9 protein-coding genes are annotated in these 25754 nt (G+C 48.6%); all 9 read left to right on the top strand.

What is annotated here, in order from left to right; all coding sequences use genetic code 11:
• Nucleotides 1-34: 34 nt before the first annotated feature.
• The 9 genes from E6W40_RS15320 (at nt 35) to E6W40_RS15280 (ending at nt 25713) form a co-directional block, all read left to right on the top strand.
• On the top strand, nt 35-4918 hold the full coding sequence (locus E6W40_RS15320) for a discoidin domain-containing protein (protein ID WP_136606242.1): 4884 nt from the start codon (nt 35-37) through the stop codon (nt 4916-4918).
• A gap of 128 nt (nt 4919-5046) precedes the next feature.
• On the top strand, nt 5047-8079 hold the full coding sequence (locus E6W40_RS15315; protein ID WP_136606241.1) for a DUF4838 domain-containing protein: 3033 nt from the start codon (nt 5047-5049) through the stop codon (nt 8077-8079).
• A gap of 17 nt (nt 8080-8096) precedes the next feature.
• Nucleotides 8097-8981, top strand: a complete 885-nt coding sequence (locus E6W40_RS15310; RefSeq protein WP_136606240.1) for a cohesin domain-containing protein — start codon at nt 8097-8099, stop codon at nt 8979-8981.
• Between the two features lie 79 nt (nt 8982-9060).
• On the top strand, nt 9061-12048 hold the full coding sequence (locus E6W40_RS15305) for a sialidase domain-containing protein (protein WP_136606239.1): 2988 nt from the start codon (nt 9061-9063) through the stop codon (nt 12046-12048).
• Nucleotides 12049-12201: 153 nt separating this feature from the next.
• Nucleotides 12202-18081, top strand: a complete 5880-nt coding sequence (locus tag E6W40_RS15300; RefSeq protein WP_136606238.1) for an Ig-like domain-containing protein — start codon at nt 12202-12204, stop codon at nt 18079-18081.
• A gap of 228 nt (nt 18082-18309) precedes the next feature.
• Nucleotides 18310-19689 carry an extracellular solute-binding protein gene (locus E6W40_RS15295; RefSeq protein ID WP_246073020.1) on the top strand — a complete coding sequence of 460 codons (1380 nt, stop codon included), beginning with the start codon at nt 18310-18312 and terminating at the stop codon, nt 19687-19689.
• A gap of 78 nt (nt 19690-19767) precedes the next feature.
• A complete protein-coding gene (locus E6W40_RS15290) occupies nt 19768-20685 on the top strand; it encodes a carbohydrate ABC transporter permease (RefSeq protein ID WP_136606237.1) in 918 nt (305 codons plus the stop codon).
• 11 nt (nt 20686-20696) lie between these two features.
• Nucleotides 20697-21566, top strand: a complete 870-nt coding sequence (locus tag E6W40_RS15285) for a carbohydrate ABC transporter permease (RefSeq protein WP_136606236.1) — start codon at nt 20697-20699, stop codon at nt 21564-21566.
• Nucleotides 21567-21576: 10 nt separating this feature from the next.
• Complete coding sequence (locus E6W40_RS15280) at nt 21577-25713, top strand: beta-N-acetylglucosaminidase domain-containing protein (protein WP_136606235.1); 4137 nt, start codon at nt 21577-21579, stop codon at nt 25711-25713.
• The last annotated feature ends 41 nt before the right edge of the window (nt 25714-25754 follow it).

Here is a 25754-nt window from a genome sequence, read left to right as displayed (position 1 = left end):
ACAATAAAACCCGAAAGAATGTGGGGGATTTCGCTTGAAAACCGTTCATTACCGTCTATATGTTCTGCTCGCATGCCTGCTCCTGACGGGAGCCTGGTTGCTTTTCGGTCCGGAATTCGTTAGCGCGGCATCGGTCGGCCCTGTCTCTGACTTTAAACAGACAGATGACAAGACCTTTACGATTACATCAGGCCAAGACAAGGTCAAGGTTATTTTCGAAAGAGATGATATGGTCCGGATTTGGCTTGGCGTGAACGGACAGTTTACGAATATTAAAGGCAAGAATGCGGAACAGCCGGCTGAACCGATTGTCATCAAGGATGATTTTGGTGCCGTACAGGTCAACTGGTCCGACGAAGGATCTTATTACAAAATGGAAACAGGTAAATTCGTACTCAGAGCCTATAAGGCTCCATTGAAATTTGCCATGTACCATAAGGACAATCAAACCGTGGTATGGGAGGAAGCGGCAAGCCTGAGCTACAATGGACAGTCGACCTCCCAGCAGCTGGTCCGGGGAGAGGATGAGTATTTCTACGGAGGCGGCATGCAGAACGGATACTTCAGCCACCGGGACCGGAAAATTGCCATTGCCGAGAATTATGGGGATTGGGGAAGCGGAACCGTATCCAATCCGTCCCCATTTTATCTGAGTACGGCGGGTTATGGCGTCCTCCGAAATACCTTCCAGAACGGCATGTATGATTTTGATTCGACGGTACGACTCACACATGATGAAAACAGATTTGACGCCTACTATTTTTATGGGGATAACATCAAAGACATCCTGAACGGCTTAACCGATCTGACTGGCAAGCCGGCATTGATCCCGCGTTGGGGGATGGGCCTTGGGGATGCGAACTGCTACAACAAGGCTCCTGCCACAACGAAGGATGTGATCGAAAAGATCGCTCAAGCCTATCGCGATAACGACATGCCTGGCAGCTGGATTTTACCCAATGACGGCTATGGCTGCGGCTATACGGATTTAGGGTACACCGTTAATGAATTGAAGGAAAGAGGCTTTTACACCGGACTCTGGACACAAAACGGTGTGGAACAAATTGCCCATGAGGTTGGTGTAGACGGCACAAGACTTGCCAAGCTTGATGTGGCCTGGGTCGGTCCAGGTTATGATTTTGCCTTAAACGGCACGAAGCAGGCTTATCAGGGAATTGAAAAATACTCGAATGACAGAGGATATGTCTGGTCTGTTGGCGGATGGGCAGGAACGCAGCGCTACTCGACCGTATGGTCGGGGGATCAGTCGGGAAGCTGGGAATATATTCGTTTTCACATCCCGACGTTAATTGGTGCAGGATTATCGGGGATTCCTTATGCGACCGGTGATATAGACGGTATTTTTGGCGGCAGTGCCAAAACCTATGTCCGTGATTTACAGTGGAAAGCTTTTACACCAATCCTGATGAATATGTCGGGATGGGCCGCAAAGGATAAGCAGCCTTGGGTCTGGGGAGAACCGTACACGAGTTACAACCGCGACATTTTGAAATTGAGACAGCGGCTGACACCATATTTCTATACTTATTTAAATGAAGCATATGAAACAGGTGCGCCTCTTGTAAGGGGGATGATCTACAGCAACCCCGAGGATCCCAACTCCAAGGGCACGCTAACCCAATATCAGTTCATGTCAGGTGATTCTTTGCTTGTGGCACCGGTCTATTCGGATACGACTACCCGGAATGGTATTTATCTACCCAAAGGAAAGTGGATCGACTATTGGACTGGGGAGTCACATTACGGCTCTAAAATGCTGGATGAATATGCAGCTCCGCTAAACCGCCTGCCGCTGCTCGTGAAAGCGGGAGCCATCATCCCGATGTATCCCGAATCGCTGTACGATGGGCAAAACCCAGCCAATCCGGTAACTTATGACATCTACCCGTACAAGACTTCCAGCTTTACGATGTATGAGGATGATGGAGTGACGAAAGAACACCGCACCGGCAAATTTGCCAAAACGCGAATTGAATCTATAGCACCAGAGCAGGGGACGGGCGATCTCACAGTAAAGGTTGGAGCAAGTATCGGGGATTACACCGGTAAGCCCGCATCCCGCGTTAGCCAATTTACGGTTCATATGCCGAATCAGCCAGAAGCAGTTGTAGTGGAAGGATCGGCGTATGCCAAACTGGATACAAAAGCAGCTTATGATGCTGCAGCGAGCGGATGGTTCTACGATAAGTCCGAAAAAGGCGGAGTTCTCTATGTGAAAACGCCGGAACTTAGCGCAAGCCGCGGATTTGAATTGAAGGTATCCGGCTTTACAGCAGATGTCACGCCGCTTACGGATGCAGTGAAGATCGAGCTGCCGCAGGAGGACACTGACCCAAGCCGGATTCCACAGGATGACATTGTTGCTACAACATCGAGCGCTGATCCGACTACACCTGCAGCGAACGTATTGGATGGCAATTATGAATCCATCTGGAGCACACCGCTGGATGGAAGTGCTAAGCTGCCTCAATCGATAACCTTGAACCTTGGAACCAAGCAGTATATCAACAAGATCAAGGTGCTTCCGAGACAATACGGAGGTAAAGAAGGCGTGATTACCGGATACAACATCTCTACCAGCCTCGACGGCGTCAATTATGCCCTGGTCAGTACCGGACAATGGAATGACGACAAGCTGGAAAAAACAGCAGTCTTTGAGACGGTCGAAGCGGCATATGCACGAATCGAAGTCACAGCAGGCGTTTCAGGCTTTGCCTCGGCCGCGGAAATGAATGTATACCGAGATCTGACGAAGCCTGCGCCAATAGCGATTCCGAAAAATGAAATGAAGGCTTCTGCACTTAGCTTCCAGCCTGGGAGCGAGGCTGCCAAAGCCATTGATGGTGACCGGAACTCCGTTTGGCATACCAAATGGGATGGATCCGACAAACTGCCGCAATCCATCATTTTGGATCTTAGCAAAGTCCGTGAAATCAGCCAGTTCCGTTATGCTCCGCGCACGGATGCCGGTAACGGAACGATGACGACCTACAATCTGTATGTGAGCCTGGACGGTCAAGTCTTTACGAAGGTATCCAGCGGAACATGGCTCCGGAACAGCCTGAAGAAATACATCCAGTTTGAACCTGTTTCGGCAAGGTACGTCAAGCTGGAAGCGGTGGCAGCTGTTGGCGGATTTGCTTCCGCTTCCGAGCTGGATGTGTATGAAGCACCGAAGCAGGCTCCTCAGCTTCAGGTTATATCGGAAGGCAAGAAAGCGACAGCAGATAGCGAAGACACGGACCATCCTGCTTCCGCAGGTAATGACGGAAAATTGGATACCCGCTGGTCTGCGGCGGATACGAAGGCGAATCACACCTTTACCGTTGATCTGGCTGCCATGTATTCCATCCAAGCCTCAGAGGTTTCATTTGAACATAGCGATAAGGCTTATGGATACAAAATCGAAACCCGCGAAAATGACAAATCGAACTGGATTACCGTCGCGGACCACAGTGGCAATCCATCTGCCGGAGCAGTATTGAAAGATACTTTCGGCAGCCGGGGCAGGTACGTACGCATCACAGTGACGGGACTTCCGGACAGCAGCACGAAGGCCAGCTTTTGGGAATTTAAAATATACGGATTGCCGTCAGGGGAAGGAGTTAAAGCAACAGGCGTGAGTCTGGACCAAACAACCTTGGCGCTCCATGTGCAGGATAAACCTGCTCTGCTGGTTGCAACCGTTGAACCTGATGATGCGGCCAATAAATCAGTCACCTGGTCAAGCAGCGATCCAGGAGTTGCAGTTATAGATACGAAGGGGAGCGTATCTCCGAAAGGCGCGGGAAAAGCGACCATTACGGTCACGACAGTGGACGGCGGCTTCACCGCAACCAGTGAAGTGACCGTATCCGGACAGCAGGGTCTGATGGAAATCCCGCAGAGCCAAATGAGTGCGACAGCTACGAGTAGTGAAGCGGGTGTGAATGATCCCTCGTTAGCTCTGGATGCCAATCCCGACACACATTGGCACACGAAGTGGTATAACGTGGATCCGCTGCCGCAGTCGATCATCGTTAATTTAGGAGGTTCCTACAAGATCAGCAAGCTCGGATACTTACCGCGCCCTGATGCAGGCAACGGCACCATTACAGCTTATAACGTATATGCCAGCACGGATGGTGTTGCTTTTACTAAAATTGCTGAAGGAACATGGCTGAGAAACAAACAGCTGAAGGAAGTGAATTTCACTCCCATTGTGGCTAACTATGTGAAGCTGGAAGCCGTGCAGGGTGTTGGAGACTTTGCGTCTGCGGCAGAACTTACCGTGTTTAAGGTAAGCCAGGCCGACAATGGTCCGGCCGCACATCTGAATATGGAAGGCAAGGCAGCCTCAGGAAAAGAGTTCACAGTACGTCTGGATATGAACCAACTCAGTCAGCAGGTATTCGCACAGGATATGACGATTGAGTATGATCCCAAGCTTATGAGCTTTGTTTCTGTAGAATCTCTAATTCCAGGTGTGAAAATTGTGGAATCGCAGTTGAAGCAGCCAGGCAAGGTCAGGCTGATTATTGCCAGCGAAGGTGCTGAACATGGAGTAACGGGAGATCAAGCCATTGCTGCACTTACGTTCAAGGCTGCGGATATTTCAGCAACGGTTTCCGGGGATGTGAATGTCTCGGATATACTCCTTGGCGACGAGAAGGGGGCTGAAGTTGCAGCAGCATCTGCTTCAGCCCGTATCGAGATTACAACCGGAAACACGGGAGCTTCAGGTGATATCAATGGTGACGGCAAAGTCAGCATCGGTGATCTTGCGATTTTGGCGGCTCACTATGGTAAGGACACGACCAGCTCTGATTGGGATCAAATCAAACACTTGGATCTGGATGGCAGTGGATCTATTGATATTGCTGATTTGGCGTTCGTGGCCAAAAAGATCGCAGGATGAACGATTGTCCAGGCGGGTGATCTTCCGTTACCCCGCCTGGACATACATGAATGCATTAAGGGAGGTCAATCAGGAACAGCGTTAGAAGAGGCCGTAACGATTATTTTAGAAGGTGAGGAGGGAAGCAATTGAAAAAATCGGGGATTAGGTTAATGGGTGCAGCCCTGATCATGTCTTTGGTTTTTGCCTACATCAGTACCCGTTCACCAGTTCACGCAGACTCTCTTAATGCGGATGAGCTAACCGTTGTGGATCAGCATCAGGCTGAATCAGCTATCATCTGGTGGAGCAAAGACAATAAAACGGAAACGGCTTTCTATGCGGCTTCAGAGCTTAGGGATTACATTAAACAGAGCAGTGGGGCTGCGATTCCCGTTATACAGGGGAAGCTCACGGAAGAGGGCTCAGGTAAACTCGACCATCTCGACAGCGCTTTGATTATTGTAACCGGAGATGAAGCAAAGTCATATTCAAAAGGCCATCAAACCGCGGATATTCCGGTTGAATGGTTGGGTTCTGCCAATATGAAATTAACGGAAAAAAAGGGGGATTCCTTCGCCACAATTACATTGGAAAACAGACTTATTCTTGCAGGAATGAATAACCGTGGTACGCTTTATGCCGCCTATGACCTGCTTGAAACGCTGGGAATGAAATTCTTCGCGCCATCCTTTGATTCTTATCAAAAGCATGCTGAAGATGTACCTGTCCAAAGTTCAATCACAATTCAGGCTCAGAATCAGGTACAAGAGCCCGGTTTTACGATCCGCCGCAAGTATATTGAAGAGGGATGGAGCCATTCTTCTGACAACATCCCTGCACTGATCGACTGGATGTCTAAGAACAAGCTGAATACCCTGGTGGTGCCTTACGATTATATTGCTCAAGGTAACACGCGTTGGGATGATTGGCGCGAGAAGCTCATACCGGAGCTGAACAAAAGAAGCATGATGGTGGAAGTTGGAGGACATGGTTTTGAAAGCTTTCTCCGCAAAGATAAATACGGGGCAGAGCATCCTGACTGGTTTATCAGCGGCTACAATGTGTTCAATATTGCCAATGATGAGGCCGTCAATGCCTATGTGAATGAAGTCATCGCTTACCTGAAGGCGAGACCGGAAATCAGCATTTTTGATGCATGGCCGCCGGATGTAGCGACTTGGCCGGCAAGTGTGGTTTCTAAATTTGGCAGCAATGCCAATGCCTATGCTTATGTGGTGAATAAGCTTCATGATGCCGTCAATCGGGAGCTGCCGGGTGTAAGGATTGAAGCCATCGCCTATGCCTCCCATGACCAGCCTCCAAGCAGCGCATATATGTACGATGAATCTGTCCTCATTGATTTTGCACCCTATTTTCGCAGTTACCGGGATACGGTATACGATCCGAGCTCTTCCACTAATAAACCCTCTATTGATTTGATTAATAAGTGGAAAAACGTATTCAAAGGCGATCTTACAATGTATGAATATTACCGTCGATATGCCTTTCATTCTCTCCCTGTCGTATTCCCGCAGCTCATCGGCCAAGAGCTTCCTTATTATAAAACACTCGGCGTAAACGGGATCGGCACGTACTCGGAACCTGGGGACTGGATCACATTCGAAGCAACCCATCTGATTTTGGCAAAAATGTCGTGGAAACCGAATGCGGATCCGCAACAGCTGATTCAGGACTATGTCAATACCAGATATGGTGCAGCCTCGGCAGAAATGGGTGAATATCTCCGGCTCGTTGAAGAAGCAGGACGTACCGTATTCAATCAGCCTGCCGGCGATTTTGGCAACATCAATTCCGTGACAAAGGCACGGGAGAACTACATGCAAGCCAAGACAAAGCTGGTAAGTGCCCAGTCCAAAGCGCAAAGCGGAAGCTCATCCTCTTTCATGATCGAGCGCCTTGCCTGGAATATCGATTATGCGATTGCGGATGTTGAAGTGGATTATTACAGATTGCGTAATGACAATGCAGCCTCGAAGGAAGCCAAACTGCGTGCCTTAGGCTCGCTATTCACACATCGGTTCGATGGTATCATACTGCAAAACTCGTATTCACTGCGCAGATATATTAGTGGGTTTGGAGATCCCGATTGGATCTATGCTATGAATCGCGGTCAGCTGCAGCAGGCCCCGATGACAACAATGGGAACCCAGGAGAATAACGCAATTTCAAATATGGTTGACAACAACGAGGCGACGATTTACTGGTCGAATACGAATCCGTTGATTGGCGATTATGTCGGTGTTGATCTTAAGTTTGTGCAGCACATCAAAGAGATTCAAATAAAGATGTCAACGGCTGATAAGCCGAACGACTATATTCACCATGGTGTGATTGAGGTTTCCAAGGATTTTAGTGAATGGGAGGCGATTGCCGAGGTTGCTGATCAACCGGAAGCTCAAATCATGGTTGAGGGGGGGACAGAGGCAAGATTTATCCGGATCCGCACAACAGCAGCACAGAACCAGTGGGTTCAAATCCGTGAATTTACCGTGAAGGCCGATTCAACAGGCGAGCCCGGAGAGAGTGATGAGCTTCAAACCACGCTAACAACAGACAAAATGGAGGTTAAGGCTGGGGAAGCTTTGCGCCTGGACATGGGACTGAACCACATTGCCGATCCGGTATATGCCTATGATATTTCTCTTCAGTATGACCCAGGAGTGATGGAGTTCGTTTCAGCAGAATCCGTCAAAGATGGCATGATGTTAATAGAAAGCAAAGATGGCGATGGGAAAATACGTCTGATTGGCGCGAGTGCAGGCCCAGGGAAAGCCATTTCAACGGATAGCCAGCTGCTGCAGCTTACCTTTTTGGCAAAGAACGTGAAAGTGCCAACGGATGGAGCCTTCAAAGTCACTAGCGCCATACTTGGCGGTGAAGATGGAGAAGAGTCGGTAGCAGCAGCTGCTTCTATAACCGTGAAGGCGATTCCTGGTACCACTGAACAATCGGCAGATTTGAACGGTGACGGCAAGATAAGCATTGGTGATCTCGGCATTGTCGCCGCGCATTATGGCAAGGATTCATCAAGTCCGGATTGGCAGCAGGTGAAGCATGCGGATATCAATGGTGATGGCAAGATTGACATTGCAGATCTGGCAGCAGTGGCAAGTCAAATGACAGAAGGTAAGGGAACCCGAACTATAGCCCAAATCTAATGAAGAGGTGATCGGTAATGATGACAGTTCGTATGGAGAAAAAATGGATGGTTATGTTTGCAGTCTTTATGATGGCGGCTTGGCTCTTGCTCAGCTCCTCGACGGCTCATGCCGCTTCGGGAGACGAGGTAAGCGGAACTGCAGTGGAACAAAACTCAGGCGGAGATCATACGGTTACAGCCGATCAGCAGAAACCGAATGAAACCGGTACGCCTCAAGAAGCAGGCAATGTGAAAGAACAGGGCAAGCAGGAACCAAGCCAGAATGCGGCGGCTACTAGTGCCGGGCAGCAGTCCGTAACATTAAAGGCAAGCGTTGAGCAGGCTGCGCCGGGTCAATCGTTCACAATCAAATATGGTGTTTCGGGAGTAACAGGGAATGTGTTTGCCCAGGATATCACCATTGAATATGATCCAGCCGTGATGGAGTACGTGGCTGATTCTATCAAAGTGCTTAAAGAAGGCGTAACCGTTGTCAACGATCCCAGCACACAAGCTCCGGGAAGTCTCCGCATTATCCTGGCAAGCATGGGCGCGCAGAATGCGGTAACAGGAACCGGGGATATCTTGGAGCTTGGCTTTAAGGCAGCTGCCGTAGACAAGGAGACAGACGGGGTGCTTCGGATTATACAAGCAACGCTGAGCAACGAGATTGGAGAGGAGTTCAACATGGATAGCACCTCGGTTACTGTAAAAATCAAATCCGGCTCTGCCGTTTCGGGCGATGTGAACGGAGACGGTAAAGTAAGTATTGGTGACCTTGCGATGATCGCAGCCAAGTATGGCATGGATTCGACCAGTCCGAACTGGAACGATGTGAAGAAGTTCGATCTGGATAACAGCGGAGCCATTGATGTCGGCGATCTGTCCATCGTAGCCAAGAAAATTATAGAGCAGCCATAACATATGTGAAGGCAGGGGTAGCCGAAAGTCTACCCCATTTTTCAAATCCTATTTTGGGTGAATAAAGGGGAGATCGGCGTTGAAAAAAGCTTCGACCTTGCTTTTAAGTTTGATGATGCTGTTCGTCATTTTTCCATCTGCGATAATGGCAAATCCACAGCCGGAATCTGAACCGGATCGAGGCCTTGTTTTCAGAACAGAGAACCAGCAGATATACAACCAGAATTTTATCAACCTGAATGACAAAGTGGATAAATTAAAAGGGCTTGAAGAAGGAACGATTATCGTCCGGTTCCGTTATACCGGATCTTCCATCATGTCGCTTTTCTCGCTCAGTAACAGCACACTGGCTAACGGACATTTTCACCTGTATGTCAGCCCGTCCGCCGTAGGCAGTGAAAACCGCTATGAAGAGCCCGGACAGACCAGCGTAAACACACATGTCAAAGCAGATGTCGCGGTTAAGGAAAATCAGGTTCATACCGTTGCGATGGTTGTCAGCAAGGACCAGGGATATAAATATTTTCTCGACGGTAAGCTTGTGAAGCAGGATACGACCTCTGCGAGAAAGTTTCTGAGCAATATATACGCTCCGAACAGTTCGGAACTGGGACGTACGGCAAGGAAAGCAGGCTCTAATATGTATCCTTTTAACGGCGAGATTGATTTTGCCGAGGTGTACAGCAAGCCGCTAATAGATCAGGAACTGCTGAATGTTACGGGAGTGACCCAAGCAAATCCTGTCCAGAATCCGCTGCCCGAAGGAGCCATGATCACCCAGCCTTATTCGATCTTTTATCCGGATTTGTACGGCTCAAAGGCTTACCGGATTCCATCCTTGTTATATACGGATTCCGGGACACTCCTCGCAGGTATTGATAAGCGAATCAACCATAGTGGCGATTCTCCAGCCAACATCGATATGATGGTGCGCCGGAGCCTCGATGCAGGGAAGACATGGGAAACGAATGGGGTGCTGATTAATGATTATCCCGGCAATGCCTCCAATATTGATCAAGAATTGCTGCAGGACCGGCAAACCAAGCGGATCTTTTCCCTGGTTCTCGGATTCCCGGAGGGCGGCGGATTTCCGAGCTCCGTGCAGAGCAGCGGGTACAAGACCGTAAACGATAAGAAATATATGATCTTGAAGGATCAAAGCGGCAGTGAATATACGATAAGAGAAAATGGTGAGGTGTTTGACATCAGCAATCAAAAAACCTCCTACCGTGTCGATAAGCTACGGAATCTTTTCCAGAACGATACACAGATAAGTAATGTTTTTCTGAGCAGCTCGCCGCTGAAGCCTATTATGACCTCCTATCTGGAGCTCTGGCACAGCGATGACGATGGCCTGACCTGGGATGGACCGGTGAATATGAACCCGGGACTGAAGGAAGACTGGATGGCCTTTTTGGGAGCTGGCCCGGGAACGGGAATCCAGCTTACCCAGGGCCCACATGCCGGGCGGCTTGTATTTCCTGTGTATTTTACAAATGAGAACCGCCAGCAGGCAAGTGCTGTCATCTACAGCGATGACCACGGGGAGACCTGGCATCGCGGTGAGTCTCCAAATGAAGGGCGTATTGTTAATGGGGTTACGCTGCATGAACGTAATTTTACGGGCAATGAGCTTACGGAGTCGCAGGTTGTGGAAATGCCAGACGGCCAGCTGAAGCTGTTCATGAGAAATTATTCAGGATATGCCCAGATAGCGACAAGCTTTGACGGCGGGGAAACATGGGATGCTGAAGTCGTCACAGAGCGTGGGCTCGTGGCTCCATACTGCCAAATGACAGTGATCCGTTACAACGGGAAGATCGACGGACAGGATGCTGTGATTTTCGCCAGTCCGGGGGATGCATCAAGCCGAATCAACGGAACAGTTAAAGCAGGGCTCATCCGTGAGGATGGAACTTATGCCAATGGCCGGACGAAATACATCTTTGACTGGAAGTATTCTCAGCTTGTCAAAGAAGGCAGCTATTCTTATTCCAGTCTCGCCAATTTGGAAAACGGTAATATCGGACTTTTTTATGAAGGCACCAATATGGATTTCATTAAATTCAATGTGGATTATTTAAAGTGGCAGCGTCAGGGCATCAGTCCTCCGGTGAAGTTGACATCCATTGCCGTTGATGAACCCAAGACAGAGGGCTACTCTACCGGCGATAAGCTGCAGGTCAAAGCGGTGTTTGACCGTTACACGATGCTGAGCGGCGATAAGACATTAAAAGGAATGATCGGCGAGAAGGAAATTAATCTCCCATTGAGTAGCCGGAACGAGGCGGGTACAGAGTATATCTTTGAGACTGCTTTTCCGGATATCGCTCCCGGTACCTATCCATTTAAAGCCAGCTTTAGCTCAAATCTTAAAATTCTAAACGTATTTGGCAACGCTTTATCCGTTCAGGCAGAGGATAACAAGCTTCACGCCGATGTGCGTGCTGGTGAAGCTGAGGAAAAGGGCGCAGTAGTATCTCTTACAGGTCCGGGTAAGGTGTCATCCGGAAAAGAATTTGAGGTAGGGCTGGGGCTACGCCATCCGGAGAAGCCGGTATTCGCACAAGATATCACAGTTATCTATGATGCCAGCAAAATGGAATTTATATCTGCTAAATCGGCTACTGCCGGGGTACAGCTGGTCGATACCCAAGCATCGGAATCAGGCAAAGCCCGCTTTATTATTGCGAGCGAGGGTGCAGACCATGCTGTGAAAGACAGCGCCGAGGTCCTAACCCTTAGTTTTAAAGCGAAAGTAGCTACTTCAGCCTTCACTGCAAAAGTAGAAGCTGCGGACGCGACACTTGGAGATTCGGAAGGAGTGGAGACCAAGGCGATCCTATCGTCCATCGATGTCGATATCGTACCGGAATCATCTGGGACTTCTGAGGATATTAATCACGACGGTAAAATCAGCATTGGTGACCTTGCAATTGCTGCTGCTCATTATGGAAAAGATACATCCAGTCCGGATTGGGAGCAGGCGAAGCGCGCAGATATCAATGGAGACGGCAAAGTGGATATTGCCGATCTTGCTGCGATTGCAAGAAAAATTCTGGAGTAATCAAGCATATCGATGGGAATGGCGACGGCAAAATTGATCTTCTGGATCTTGCCGAAATCGCCAAGAAAATTTTACAGTAGCGAGCCAAGAAGGTGGAGGAGACTGCGGCTGTTCTCCTCCACCCCTTGATAAGAACCATGAGGAGGAGTTCCATTGAGGCGAAAAGGTAGGTTCAGCAGAGGATTGAGCTTATGCTTTGCTGCAGTATTCATGTTGACCGGCTTTACTCTTCCGGTATCTGCACAGGAAAATGATGGAACGGAGGCGGCGAAGATTACAGTCATCTCCTCTGAAGCCAGTGGGATGGATTACGGCGGGGAAAGAAAGTTGGATTTCAATGCTGACTGGCGTTTTCAGCGGGAGAACGGCGGCAGTATTTCCGGAGCACAGGCTCCAGATTTTGATGATCATGCCTGGCGGCAATTAAACTTGCCCCATGACTGGAGTATTGAACTGGATTTTAATGCAAATTCACCGGCAACACATGAAGGGGGATTCCTCGACGGAGGCACAGGCTGGTACCGCAAAACCTTCACATTGCCTGCATCTATGAGTGGAAAACATCTTTCCATCGATTTTGATGGCGTTTACATGAACAGCACTACTTATTTGAATGGACAGGTGTTGGGAACATATCCTTACGGGTACACCTCTTTTTCCTATGATATTTCCGATAAAGTGTACACGGATGGTAGAGAAAATGTACTCGCTGTCAAGGTTAACAATACTCAGCCGAGCAGCCGCTGGTATTCAGGAAGCGGAATATACAGAAATGTATATCTGACCGTAACAAGTCCGGTTCATGTCGCAAGGTATGGAACCTTTGTGACGACACCTGATTTGGAAACGGCATATGCAAGCGGCAGAGCAGACGTCAATATCGTGACTAAAGTTGCGAATGATTCGACGGTCCCTGCCGAAGTGAGCGTGAGATCTTCGATCGTGGATGCAGCCGGGAACCATGTCGCGATGGTGGATTCCAAAAAGGTCACGGCCGGGGCGGGCAAAGTCACTTCCTTTGAAGACAAGACCCAAATCAATCATCCGGAGCTCTGGAGCACCACGAATCCATATCTATACAAGGTCATCACTGAAGTGATTGCTGGCGGAAAAACAGTGGACACGTACGAAACATCCTTTGGAGCTCGATACTTCAAACTCGATGCCAATGAAGGATTTTCCCTGAACGGTCAATATATGAAGCTCCATGGCGTTTCGATGCACCATGATCTGGGAGCTCTTGGAGCAGCTACTAATGCCCGTGCAGTTGAACGGCAAATGCAGATCATGAAGGAAATGGGCGTCAATGCGATCCGAACGACACATAATCCTCCTTCTCCGGAGCTTCTGGAAGCTTGCAATAAGCTGGGGCTGCTTGTAATTGAGGAGGCATTTGATGCCTGGAATCAAAGCAAAAAAACATATGATTATGCGCGCTTTTTCTCGGTTTGGGCAGATCGGTTTGCCTCGACATGGGCGGAGCATGACATCAAAGAAATGGTCGAAAGAGACAAAAATGAGCCTTCCATCATCATGTGGTCACTCGGAAACGAGATCTATGACAGCTCCAGTGCAGGCGGTGCCGCAACAGCACGTAAGCTGGTGGAATGGGTGAAGCAGGTAGATACAACAAGACCGACGACCATCGGTCAAAATAGTGCTAACTCCAGGCCGCTTAACAGCAATATTAAAAACGTGCTTGATGCCGTGGATGTGGTTGGGCTGAACTATGCCGAGAACAACTACACTTATTTTCACGAGCAGTATCCAAACTGGATCATGTACGGCTCCGAGACCTCTTCAGCCACAAGATCCAGAGGGATATATACCCATCCGAACAGTGATAACAAAATGGGAACGTATTCGGATTTACAGCAATCCTCCTATGATAATGATTCCGTAAGCTGGGGGAGAACAGCGGAAGATGCCTGGAAGCAGGAGCGGGATTTGAAGCATATCGCGGGGCAGTTTATCTGGACCGGATTTGATTATATTGGCGAACCGACACCTTATTACAACACCTTCCCGTCGAAAAGCTCTTATTTCGGCGCAGTCGATACAGCGGGTTTTCCGAAGGATATATTCTACTATTATCAAAGCCAGTGGACAAAAGAACCCATGGTGCACCTACTGCCGCACTGGAACTGGAAGGAAGGAGAAACGGTCCGCGTCCTGGCCTATACGAATGCCAAAAAGGTAGAGCTGCTGTTAAACGGCACTTCACTCGGCGAGCGAAGTTATGAGAATAAAACGACCTCATGGGGTGTCCCGTACAAAGAAACCTCTGCTGGAAAAACGTATCTGGAATGGTCCGTTCCTTTCCAAGCCGGGACACTCGAAGCGGTAGCAAAGGATGAGCAGGGAAAGGTTGTCGCAAGGGATGAAGTGGTCACAGCAGGTGAACCGGCATCCGTGCGTTTGACAGCGGATAGACAGGTTATAGAGGCAGACGGTGCAGATCTGTCCTTTATTACTGCGGATATCGTGGATAGTAAGGGCAATATTGTACCAACTGCTGATAATCAGCTGCAGTTCAGCATATCCGGCAAAGGCTCGCTAGCGGGTGTTGATAACGGTAATGCGGCCAGCGCGGAACGTTATAAGGATAATAAACGAAAAGCATTTAGCGGCAAGGCGCTGGCAATTTTACAATCGGATCAAAAGGCTGGCGAGATCACGCTAAATGTAACGGCTGCTGGACTTCGGGGAGATTCAGTCAAAGTTTTCAGCGTGCCTGCAGCAGCTGGCGGCGAAAAAACGGTTGCCGGCATTGAAGCGGTGAATGTCATAACCGGAATCAATGAAGCCCCCGTGCTGCCTCAGAACGTGAAGGTTTATTACAGCGATGGTTCATCTGCTGCCAAAGCGGTGGTCTGGAATCCTGTAGATCCTTCACTTTATGCCAAAATCAACAAATTTGAGGTGGAGGGAACGATTGAGGGTGTTACTGGGAAAGCGGCCGCCAACGTGACAGTAAAAGGAATAATGGCGGTCAAAGCGGTTGCGTTAACGACCAAGGTCGGTTCCCTGCCAATACTGCCTTCAAGAGTAAGTCTGGTATTCAGCGATGATTCCATAACGAATGTTGCGGTGACCTGGGATCCGGTGTCTCCAAGCCAGGTTGCCCAAGAGGGCAATTTTACGGTTGAAGGGCATGTAGATGAAACCTCCCTGAAAGCAAAAGCGGAAGTCAGAGTCACGAATGAAAACCGCAGAGTCAATATCATGCTGCGTGAAAATGGCTCCGGCTTTCCGCAGCTTGAGGCAACGTATACCGGCGTAGGAGACAATTTAAACCATATTAACGACGGGATCAAAAGCTATAACGAGAATCCGAAAAACCGCTGGACCAACTGGACCGGATCACCGCGTGATCAGGGAGATTCCATCACCGTTGATTTTGGTAAAGCATATACGATCGACAATCTGGATCTGTTCGTCTTTACCGATTTTGGAACGGTAGTCCCAAGCAAGGTAACGGTGCAGTATTGGAATGGCACGGCATGGTCTGATGTTCAGCATGTGAAAGAGCCATCCTCTTACGCTGTGCAAAAAAATGAAATCCGATTTGATCCGGTCACAACCGACAAACTGAAGTTTCACATGAAAGCTTCAGAGGCCGGCAAATTCTCTGCCTTGACCGAGGTTGAGATCTATGCGGATCAAATTGCGATGGGTTCCAAGGCTAATCTTGCAAGCATTACGATTGATGGTAAAGCATTAACAGGCTTCGCCCCGGCTAAACACGATTATGAACTGACATTGCCATATGGAAGCCAAATGCCTGTTGTAGAGGCCGTAGGTGCGGATCATGCGGCAGTTACGTTGGTACCCGCCATCTCGCTTCCGGGTTCGGTTAAAATCTACGTCACTTCAGAAGATGGTCTGGTCAGCGGAGAATATGTCATTCATATCCAGACGGATGAAGCCAAACTGATTTCCGCAGAGATTGAAGCGGCGAGAACAGAACTGGTTGAGGATGATGTCATCGATCTAAAGGTCACCGGACTGCTCGAGAATGGCAAGAAGGCAGATTTAACCGGTACCCATCCGGTGTATTCCTTTGACAAAAATAAGGTAAATATCGAAAATAACAAGCTTTATGCACTCCATGTAGGGCAGGCCCGGGTCACTGCTGAGCTTACCTATAACGGAAACAAAGTGACGACAAAAGAAGCCGTATTCAATATTAGCCCCAATACGTCCGAGAAGGTCATTGAAGGTCTGGAATCGGTAAGTGTTGTGACAGATCTGGGAGTGGCTCCAGTCCTTCCCGAAACGGTCATTGCCCATTATAAAACGGGCCTGCCAAAACCTGCTGCCGTAGTTTGGGAAACTGTTGCTCCTTACCAATACGGAAAATTGGGATCATTCGAGGTGCTTGGCAGCGTTGAGGGGACAAAATTGAAGGCGAAAGCACGTATTACAGTCAAGGGCGCAATAGCTGTGGAGAACGTAACTATGGCTGTGCTGCGCAAGCAAACTCCGGGTCTTCCTTTGAGTTTGACTGTTTATTACAGCGATGGTACGGATGAACGGAAGAATGTGACCTGGGCGGAAGTCCCTACCGGCAGTCTGGATCAAACGGGCATCTTTGAATTGGAGGGTACGGTCGAAGGCACGCTGATGAAAGCGAAGGCTGTTATACGTGTCACGGAGACTGTAGGGGACGAACAGAATATCGCCATGGCGAAAAATGGCTACGACCATCCGAAAGCAGAGGCTTCCTTCACCAACCTGGGGCCTGCATCGCTGGACCGCCTTGAGGCCATTAATGATGGTGTGATCTCCTATGATGATAATCCGCAGAACCGTTGGACGAATTGGCAGCGGACACCTCGTTCCGGCGACTGGGTCTCCATTACGTTCGGGGATTTCAAACCCGTTGAATATGATGTGGACAATATGGAGATTCACTGGTTCGGAGATCATGGAACCTCGTATCCGGCCAGCTACAAGATTCAATATAAATCGGGAGAAGACTGGGTTGACGTGAAAAATATGAAGTCCGATCCCGTCTCAACTGCGCTGCGGCAGGCGAATAAATATACCTTTGATATGGTGAAAACCTCCGCTCTGAGAGTGGATATGACAGCACAAACCGGCATGGGTATCGGGATTACCGAGATTAAAGTGTTTTCGAAACATCCTGCGTCTTTCAGCGAGCCGAAAGTAACGGACATTAAACTGGGAGATAAGAGCATTATCAGCGGCCTTATATATAAAGATGGAAACTATGAATATACCGCTGAAATTTCCAGTCCCGCAGAGCTTCCACGAATTACGGCACAAGGAACAGACAATACGGGGATCACGGTCATACCTGCTGTCACGGCACCTGCTGATGCCAAAGTGATTGCCAAATCAGAGGATGGCAAGAAGACGGTTGTCTATACCATTCATTTCACGCTCAAAGATGATGGGACACCAAAGCAGATTTCGGCACAGCTTGCAGGGCCGCAAACGGTTCTCCCGGAGGAAGCTTTCAAGGTTGATTTAGGCTTGAAGCATGTTACGGGTGCCATTCAGGCTCAGGATATAACCGTTCATTATAATGCGGACAAATTTGAGTTCGTTCAGGCCGAGTCCAAGGAAGAGCATATAAAAATCATTGAGACATCTGCAGCCAACCCTGGACAGGTACGCCTGATCGCCGTCAGTACAGGGGCTGAGCATGCAATTCAGAAGGATGGCTCATTCCTTGCACTATCTTTCCGTGCCAAAGCGCTGGAGCAGACGGACTCGGGAGAAATTACAACAAACCGGGTATTTTTGGGGGACCCGGAAGGAAATGAGGCAGAAGCTGCACCTGCATCTATCCAGGTTGAAGTCTCCAAAATGACTCACCCTCCTGGCAGTGTAGACCTGAACGGAGACGGCAAAATAAGCATCGGGGATCTCGGCATCGTTGCCGCACATTACGGCAAGGATGCATCCAGTCCGGACTGGGAGCAAATCAAGCGCGCGGATGTGAACAGAGACGGTAAAATTGATCTTATGGACCTGGCCGCTGTGGCCAAGAAAATAATCTGATAACCAGAATTTGAGTTAGGAGCAGCACGGAATTCCGTGCTGCTCTTTTTTTTAGTGCATCATACCCAAAAAGTTAGTTCAAAAAGTATCAACTCTACTTCAAAATAGATCATTTGGAGGCGTTTCCAAGGCCTGTATAATGAGAAAAGCTCATGGGAATTCAGGCATAAAAGTGGCTTGAAAGTAACGAAAAAATTATGAATGAACCAGTTAGGGGGAGCGCAAGCAATGAATAACAATCTCAGGAAAAAAGCAACGGGGGGCATGGCACTGATGCTGGTGCTGATGTCACTGGCAGGATGCGGAAGTGGCTCAAAGGAGACTACAACCCAGCCTACGCAAGAGACGCCAACAACAAAGACGGAAACAGACCAACCGAAGGAAGAGACCAAGGATGCACCGGCGGCCGAGCCGAAAGTTTCGGGGGACTTCGAAATCCAATATTTTGTGGGTGGCTACGGCGATGCCTGGTGGAAAGAAATGCTCGGGGAATTTCAAAAGAAATATCCTGATGTGAAAATTAAGGAATCGGCAGGCTCGCAGATTAATGAACAGATGAAGCCGCGCTGGATTCAAGGCAATCCGCCGGATTTGGTCTATATCGATGGCGCCGGATCGAATGAAACGCAGATGGTCAAGGATGACCAGCTGATGGATATCACCGATTGGGTGAAGCAGGCGAAAAACGTGGACGGCGAAGCCCTCACGGATCCGCTGATCGCACCTCCACAGGACTACGGCGGCAAGAACTATACCATTCCGCTTGTATTCGGATCTTGGGGAACCTTTTATGATGAAAGCCTCTTTAAGGAAAAAGGCTGGGATGTTCCGAAGGATTGGGACAGCTTCCTTGCTGTAAGTGATAAGATCAAGGCCGCGGGCATCAATCCATACATCCATACAGGGAAATATCCCTACTATATCGTGGGCGGTCTGCTGAACTCAGGCTTTGTGTCAGAGAATGGAGATAACCCGCAAATTCTGAAGGACCAGGAAGCCAACAAGGAAGGCTCATTCAAGAATGACGCCGTTGCCAAAACACTCCAAAAGCTTGTAGATATGCGGGATAAAGGTTTCTTCGATAATGCTTCCTTCGGTATCACCCATACCGACTCCCAAATGCTGTTCCTGCAGCATAAGGATGCGATGATTCCAAATGGTCTGTGGCTGGAAAATGAAATGAAGAAGGATATGCCGCAGGGCTTCAAATTCGGCTTCATTCCATCCGTCATGCAAAATCCGGGCGGCAAGTATATCGCCATTCCTTATACCAGCAACATTGCCATTGCGAAGAAAGCGAAAAATCCGGAAGCTGCAAAAGCCTTTGTCGAATTTATTTTCACCAAAAAAGCAGCTGTACGCTGGGCTGAATTGACAGGCGCCCTGATGAACGTAAAAGCGGATCTTGAATCCTCAGGCGCCAGCGATGTTGTCAAAACAGCTATGAAATACTTCAACGGCTCCGACACCATTGTGGCACCTGTATTCAAGCTCAATGCGGATCTGGAGCAAGCAGAGAATGACGCCACTATCGCGCTGCTGCAAAAAACGATCACACCCGAAGAGTGGATGGACCGGATGGAAAAAACGGCCGCTAAATCCCGATAACATGCTTTAAGCTGAACAATCAGAGGGCCATGTGCACCTCTGATTGTTCTTTAAAATCACAGGGGAGGGCGTAAGGCCATGATAAACCTGGACAAAAAGCCGAAAGCCGGATACGCCGCTAGACGGAGGTTATTTATCGCCGGTTTCCTGCTTCCGACATTCATTTTGTTTTGTGTTTTTACCGTATATCCCCTTTTACGGGGGCTATATTTAAGCTTTTTTGACTGGTCTGGCGGCTCGGAGACGATGAATTTCATCGGTTTTGGCAACTACAAGGATCTAATGAATGATGATATTATCCCTACTGCTATCAAAAATGACTATTTTCTCGTGTTTTGGAAGGTCATCCTCATCATGCTGCTGGCGACCTTCTTCGCCGTTTCATTGACCCGGCTGAAGCTCAGGGAGTATGGCTTTTATCGTGTCATTTTCTTCTTTCCGAATATTATTTCAGTGGCCGTTATCGGTGTACTGTGGAGCTTCATTTATAATCCTCATCTTGGATTTCTGAATTCCTTTCTTTCACTGTTTACGAGAAAACCCGTAGAGACCAACTGGCTGGGAGATTCCCATTTGGCCATGTGGTCGCTGCTACCCCCAAGTGTGTGGGCCGGCATCGGTTTTTATATGCTTCTAATCATCGCCTCGATTCTGGGTATTCCCTCTTCGCTGTACGAGGCGGCAGGTATAGATGGTGCAGGACAATGGAAGCAGTTTACGAAAATCACACTGCCGCTGATCTGGGAGCAGTTCAAAACCTCCATTATCCATATCGTGATAACGACGCTGAACGGTTCTTTTATCATCGTCAAGCTGATGACCGACGGAGGTCCAGATAACCAGACACAGGTGCTTGGATATTATTTGTATCAGATGGGCTTCAAGCAATTTCATTTAAGCTATGGCGCAACGATTGGCGTCCTTATCTTGATCCTGTCTATCATTACGACGCTCATTCTGCAGCGGCTGCTGCGCCGGGATACCATTGAAATGTAGAGGTGGAACTTATGAATAAAGCTGCGAGTCAAAAGCCGGCAGGATTATGGGTTTCCAAAACAGTTGTGCGGGTTCTACTGCTGCTGTGGACGCTTATTGTCCTTTACCCGGTGTTTTGGACGTTTGTGACTTCCTTAAAGAATAACCAGCAGGTCATGCTGGGCAAGCCATGGGATTTCCCCTCCGTGTTTCACTTTGAAAACTATGCCAACGTATGGAGCCGCGCGCATTTCGGAAGCTATTTTATGAATTCAATCCTTGTTACTGCAGGCAGCACGATTCTGTCTTTGGCATTGGCTTCAATGACGGCATATATTTTGGCCCGGTTTTCTTTTAAAGGCAGAGGCCTGATGTATTTTATCTATGTGGCTTCCATGATGATCCCGACGACTCTTGGACTGATCCCACTTTTTTTTCTCCTGAGCGACATGCACTTGTCCAATTCACTCTTGGGATTGACGCTAGTATATTCGGTAGGAACCATCGGAATTTTACCTTTGGGCATATTCTTCCTGGTGGGATTTTATAAAACATTGCCAAGGGAACTGGAGGAAGCGGCAACCATAGATGGCAGCTCTTTCTCGGGGACATTTTTACGGATCATGCTGCCCTTGTCATCCCCGGGAATGGTTACTGTGGGGATCATGAATGCCCTGACCGTCTGGAATGAGTACATTATGGCTACCGTACTGATCAATGATCCGATGAAATACACCATTCCGGTTGGTATTGCGGTGATGCAGGGCGAAATGCAGTACAGAACGGAGTGGGGACCTTTGTTTGCAGGGCTGTCGATATCCATGATCCCGGTCATTGTGATGTATGTCATTTATCAACGGCAGATTACAGGAGGATTGACGGCTGGAGCATTAAAAGGCTAGGAGGGGAATTATGAAGGTATCGTTTATGTCTAAGAAACTGATGAGCTTATTGTTTGCTGTATTACTGCTGACCGGCTTATTCTCGAATCTGGCAGGCGCTGCTCCCGGTTCGGAAGGAACTCAGGTCATTACGGCTGCTTCAGGGGATGCATATGAGATCTATCCGCTTCCCCAGCATCAAAGCTACCAAGGCGCAGATTTCACCCTAACCGGTCAAGTCAATGTGGTATTCGAAGCCGGTGTTGATGCACCCACGCGCAGCCTGCTCCGAAAAATACTGGAGAGCAAATCACTTCAAGTCACCGAGTCTGCGGCGGTCATAGGGGATAAAACAAATGTTGTGATCGGGATCAAGGATTCTACGGGGTATGCGGATACCTATTTTGCAAATCGTATTCCGTATTCGTCTGCGCTTTTTCATGAGAAGGATGCATATGTACTCGATTTAAACGCGACTAATGAAGCGAAAGGGACCATTGCCGTATTGGGAAAAGATACGGATGCCGCTTACTATGCACTGGAAACACTCAGTCTGATTTTTGAGCAGATTTCGGGTAAAACGCTGCATAGCGTGAAATTCGAGGACTTTTCGGATACGAAGTGGAGAGGGTTTATTGAAGGCTTTTACGGATTTCCGTGGTCGCATGAGGACCGTAAGAGTCTGATGCGGTTTGGCGGCAAATTTAAAATGAACACCTATATTTTCGCCCCGAAAAATGATCAATACCATAATTCGGCCTGGAGAACACTTTATCCGGCGGATGAACTGGCTAAAATCAAAGAGCTTGTGGATGTAGGCAATGAAACCAAAAACCACTTTGTGTGGGCAATCCATCCTGGTTTTAACATGATTAACTGGAATAACTACGATACGGAGCTGCAAACCCTGCTGGCCAAGCTGGATCAATTATACGGCGTTGGTGTAAGGCAGTTTGGACTCTTTATGGATGACATCAGCACCTCACAGTCACTCACTGACAAGGATAAGCACGTGAAGCTGATTACGGATGTGGCTAACTGGGCTGCGGACAAAGGTGATGTAAAGCCGCTGATCTTCTGCCCTCCATTCTATAATCAAAGCTGGACGGGAGATGGCGGCAAGCCTTATCTCCAGGCACTCGCCAATGTTCCGGCCAACGTGGACATCATGTGGACGGGGAAAGGAGTAGTCGGCTCGGTCAACACAACGGATATGCAGTGGCCAAAAAATCTCTATGGCAGGGATCCGTTCATGTGGCTGAACTGGCCGGTGAATGATTATAAGGATTCGCGGCTCATGCTGGGCAAAGGGGAAGTATTGGTGCCTGGAACGCATAATATTTCTGGTGTGGTATCCAATCCGATGGGATGGGCTGAACTGTCCAAAATAGCATTGTTCGCCGTAGCCGACTATACATGGAACGTGGATGATTATAATCAGGACAGCAGCTGGTTGAACTCGTTCAAATATGTTGCACCTGAGGCAGCCTCCGAGCTGAATACGATTGCCTATCACTTGAGCGATCCTTCGCCAAGCGGTCATGGATTGCAGGTGGGCGAGTCCGAGAATATCCGTCCGGATCTGGATGATTTCCTGAGTAAATACAATGGGGGTCAGTCGCTACAGGAGAGCGGAAACAGGCTTGTTGCTGATTTCAATCAAATATTATCGGCGATCGAAGGATTCAAATCCAAGAGCCAAAACCCGAAAATGCTGCAGGAGATCGATCCTTGGCTCAGCAGTCTCAAAAATATCGCCTTGTCAGGTCAAGCTGCTGTCCGTTCTGCCATGGCAGTACAGGAAGGCAGTATGGATATTGCCTGGGAGGAGCTGGCCAAAGCCTCTGCCGCACTTGCTGAATCTAAGGCATACACGATTAAAAAACTCAATTACCCCGATGTAACCGTGGAGGCGGGTGCCAAACGGATGGTCCCTTTTGCTGAACAGCTGATTAATAAGCTGGATGCGCAGATCTATACATCGATGGATCCGGATTATGTGATTCCTGTTCCGATGAGCTCCTATGGCACACCATCGGATATCGGCCGCATGGTTGACGGAGATCCCGCCACCTACATGTACGTTCAAACGGTGCAACAAAACGGGGATTGGTACGGTCTTGATTTAGGCAAGCCAGTCAAAATTCACGATATCAGTATTATCCAGGGTAGAAACGATTCCGACTTTGATATTTTTCAAAAGGGGATACTCGAAACCTCTATGAACGGAGTGGATTGGACCGCGATTGGAGAAGAACGTTCAGGCTTCAACATTCGTGCAGACGGGCTGAGTACCGAAGGAAGATACGTCCGTTACCGCTTGACGCATGCGGGGATTCCAGGAGGAAAGCCGGATTTATGGACTGCAGTCAGAGAATTTACAGTCAATGCGGACCAGGGTAAAGCTGTCATTTATACCAACGTAACCGAACTGCAAGGGCATCCTCTGAATGCTGCTGATACCTCAGCGGAGCTAAGCGGACTGACCCAAGTCATTTTAAAGCCATCCCAATACGTGGGAATCAAGCTGAAATCGATCGAGCAGATCGAGGAAATTACCTTCGATAGTACGAATAGCAATTTGATCTTAGAGACATCTGCAAATGGCTTGGAATGGGTAGTGGTTCAGCCTGGGGGGCCATACAGCAACGCAGCTTACATCCGGCTGATGAATAAAGGGACTGACAGCATTACATTTGATCTGAACAGGCTGTATGTCAAGCTGTCCAAGTTCGTACAATCATCAGTCAGTCACAATTTTGCAAGTGTATACTCAGGAGCGGCCGGAAATGTATATGATGGTAAACTGGATACCAAAACATGGTTTGGCGAGGTCCAGACAAAAGGGAAATATGTACAGGTGGATCTGGGCGGAACGGAGAGCGTTAAAAACGTTGCCGTTGTCATTTCGGATGGTGAAGGAGACTTTTTCCGTAAGGGTGATTTGCAGCTCTCCCGTGATGGTCAAACCTGGGAAACCATTCATTCCTTCAATAATCCCGGTGACCGGACGCTGAATTTCCCTGATCATGAGGTGCCCTACCGCTATAAAAGAGTGGTGCTTGATAATAGCAAACAGGCTCGTTATATCCGATTGATTTCGACGGAAACCAATAATGCCTGGCTGGCTTTAAATGAAATCATTGTCAATGAAGGAATGGAAAAACCAGGGAGCGGAAGCGCCTCGATTGAATCACAGCCAGCTGGAAAAGGCGGTTCAGAGGCAGGGATGGCGATTGACCGCAAGCTTTCAACTTTCTTTATGCCTGCAGGTGATGCGAAACCGGGAATTCTGAATTATCAGCTGGCTCTGGGTTCGAAGCTGAAGAAGCTGATTATACTGCAGGGACCATCATCCCTGTCCAATGCAGATATCTCTGTAAGGGATGAGAATGGATGGCATACAGCAGGAAAGCTTTCTGAGTCCTATAATGCCGTCGATACATCAGGATTTGGCCATGTTTTGGAAATAAAGCTTCAGTGGAACGGAAGCAGGCTTCCGAAAATTCATGAAATCATTCCGGTAAAATCGGATGATGATGCTGAAGTTGAGCCGCCGGAAGAGAATAGCACCTTAATTACAGGTCCATCCTCGGTAAAAAATGGTCAGGAATTTAATGCTGGTCTTAGTGTCAAGAATGTGAAGGACAGTATCTATGCGATGGATCTTAAATTGTCATATGATCCTGCCCTCGTAGAGTTCGAATCCGCTGCTTCGGTTAAGGATGGTTTTGGACTGCTGGAGACGAAGCATGATACCCCGGGAGAAATCCGGATGGTAGCTGCGAGCTCCGGATCACAGCATGCAATCCAGGGTGACATGCAGCTATTGACGCTTGTTTTTCAGGCTAAGGATGTGGAGCAGACATCTGAAGGCAGCATCAAGTTAATACGTTCGGTGCTTGGAGATGCTGAAGGCAAGGAGAAAGAAACCTCACTCTCAGCCTATACATTCCAGGTGACTGCTGACCATCCTAATCCAGGTGTTTCGGGAGACATTAACAACGACGGCAAAGTTTCAATTGGTGACCTTGCGATTATTGCCGCCAATTACGGCAAGAGCTCGCAAAGCCCTGACTGGCAGCAGGCCAAGAAAGCGGATATTAACGGGGATGGCGTCATCGATCTGAGTGATTTGGCGTTTGTAGCCCAAAAGATCATCGGATAATCTCTATGTGACAAGCTTACGAGCTTGACGAAACTGCAGAA

Source organism: Paenibacillus dokdonensis (assembly GCF_004916975.1).
GTDB classification, from domain to species: domain Bacteria; phylum Bacillota; class Bacilli; order Paenibacillales; family Paenibacillaceae; genus Paenibacillus_AQ; species Paenibacillus_AQ dokdonensis.
The sequence above is the reverse complement of the archived record's forward strand: the minus strand, read 5'-3'. Positions and strand labels throughout refer to the sequence as shown.

What these genes read in the sequence shown, in the direction of transcription:
- E6W40_RS15310 (WP_136606240.1), top strand. Translation starts at nt 8,097, where the DNA reads ATGATGACAGTTCGTATGGAGAAAAAATGGATGGTTATGTTTGCAGTC.
- E6W40_RS15295 (WP_246073020.1), top strand. Translation starts at nt 18,310, where the DNA reads ATGAATAACAATCTCAGGAAAAAAGCAACGGGGGGCATGGCACTGATG.
- E6W40_RS15290 (WP_136606237.1), top strand. Translation starts at nt 19,768, where the DNA reads ATGATAAACCTGGACAAAAAGCCGAAAGCCGGATACGCCGCTAGACGG.
- E6W40_RS15285 (WP_136606236.1), top strand. Translation starts at nt 20,697, where the DNA reads ATGAATAAAGCTGCGAGTCAAAAGCCGGCAGGATTATGGGTTTCCAAA.
- E6W40_RS15280 (WP_136606235.1), top strand. Translation starts at nt 21,577, where the DNA reads ATGAAGGTATCGTTTATGTCTAAGAAACTGATGAGCTTATTGTTTGCT.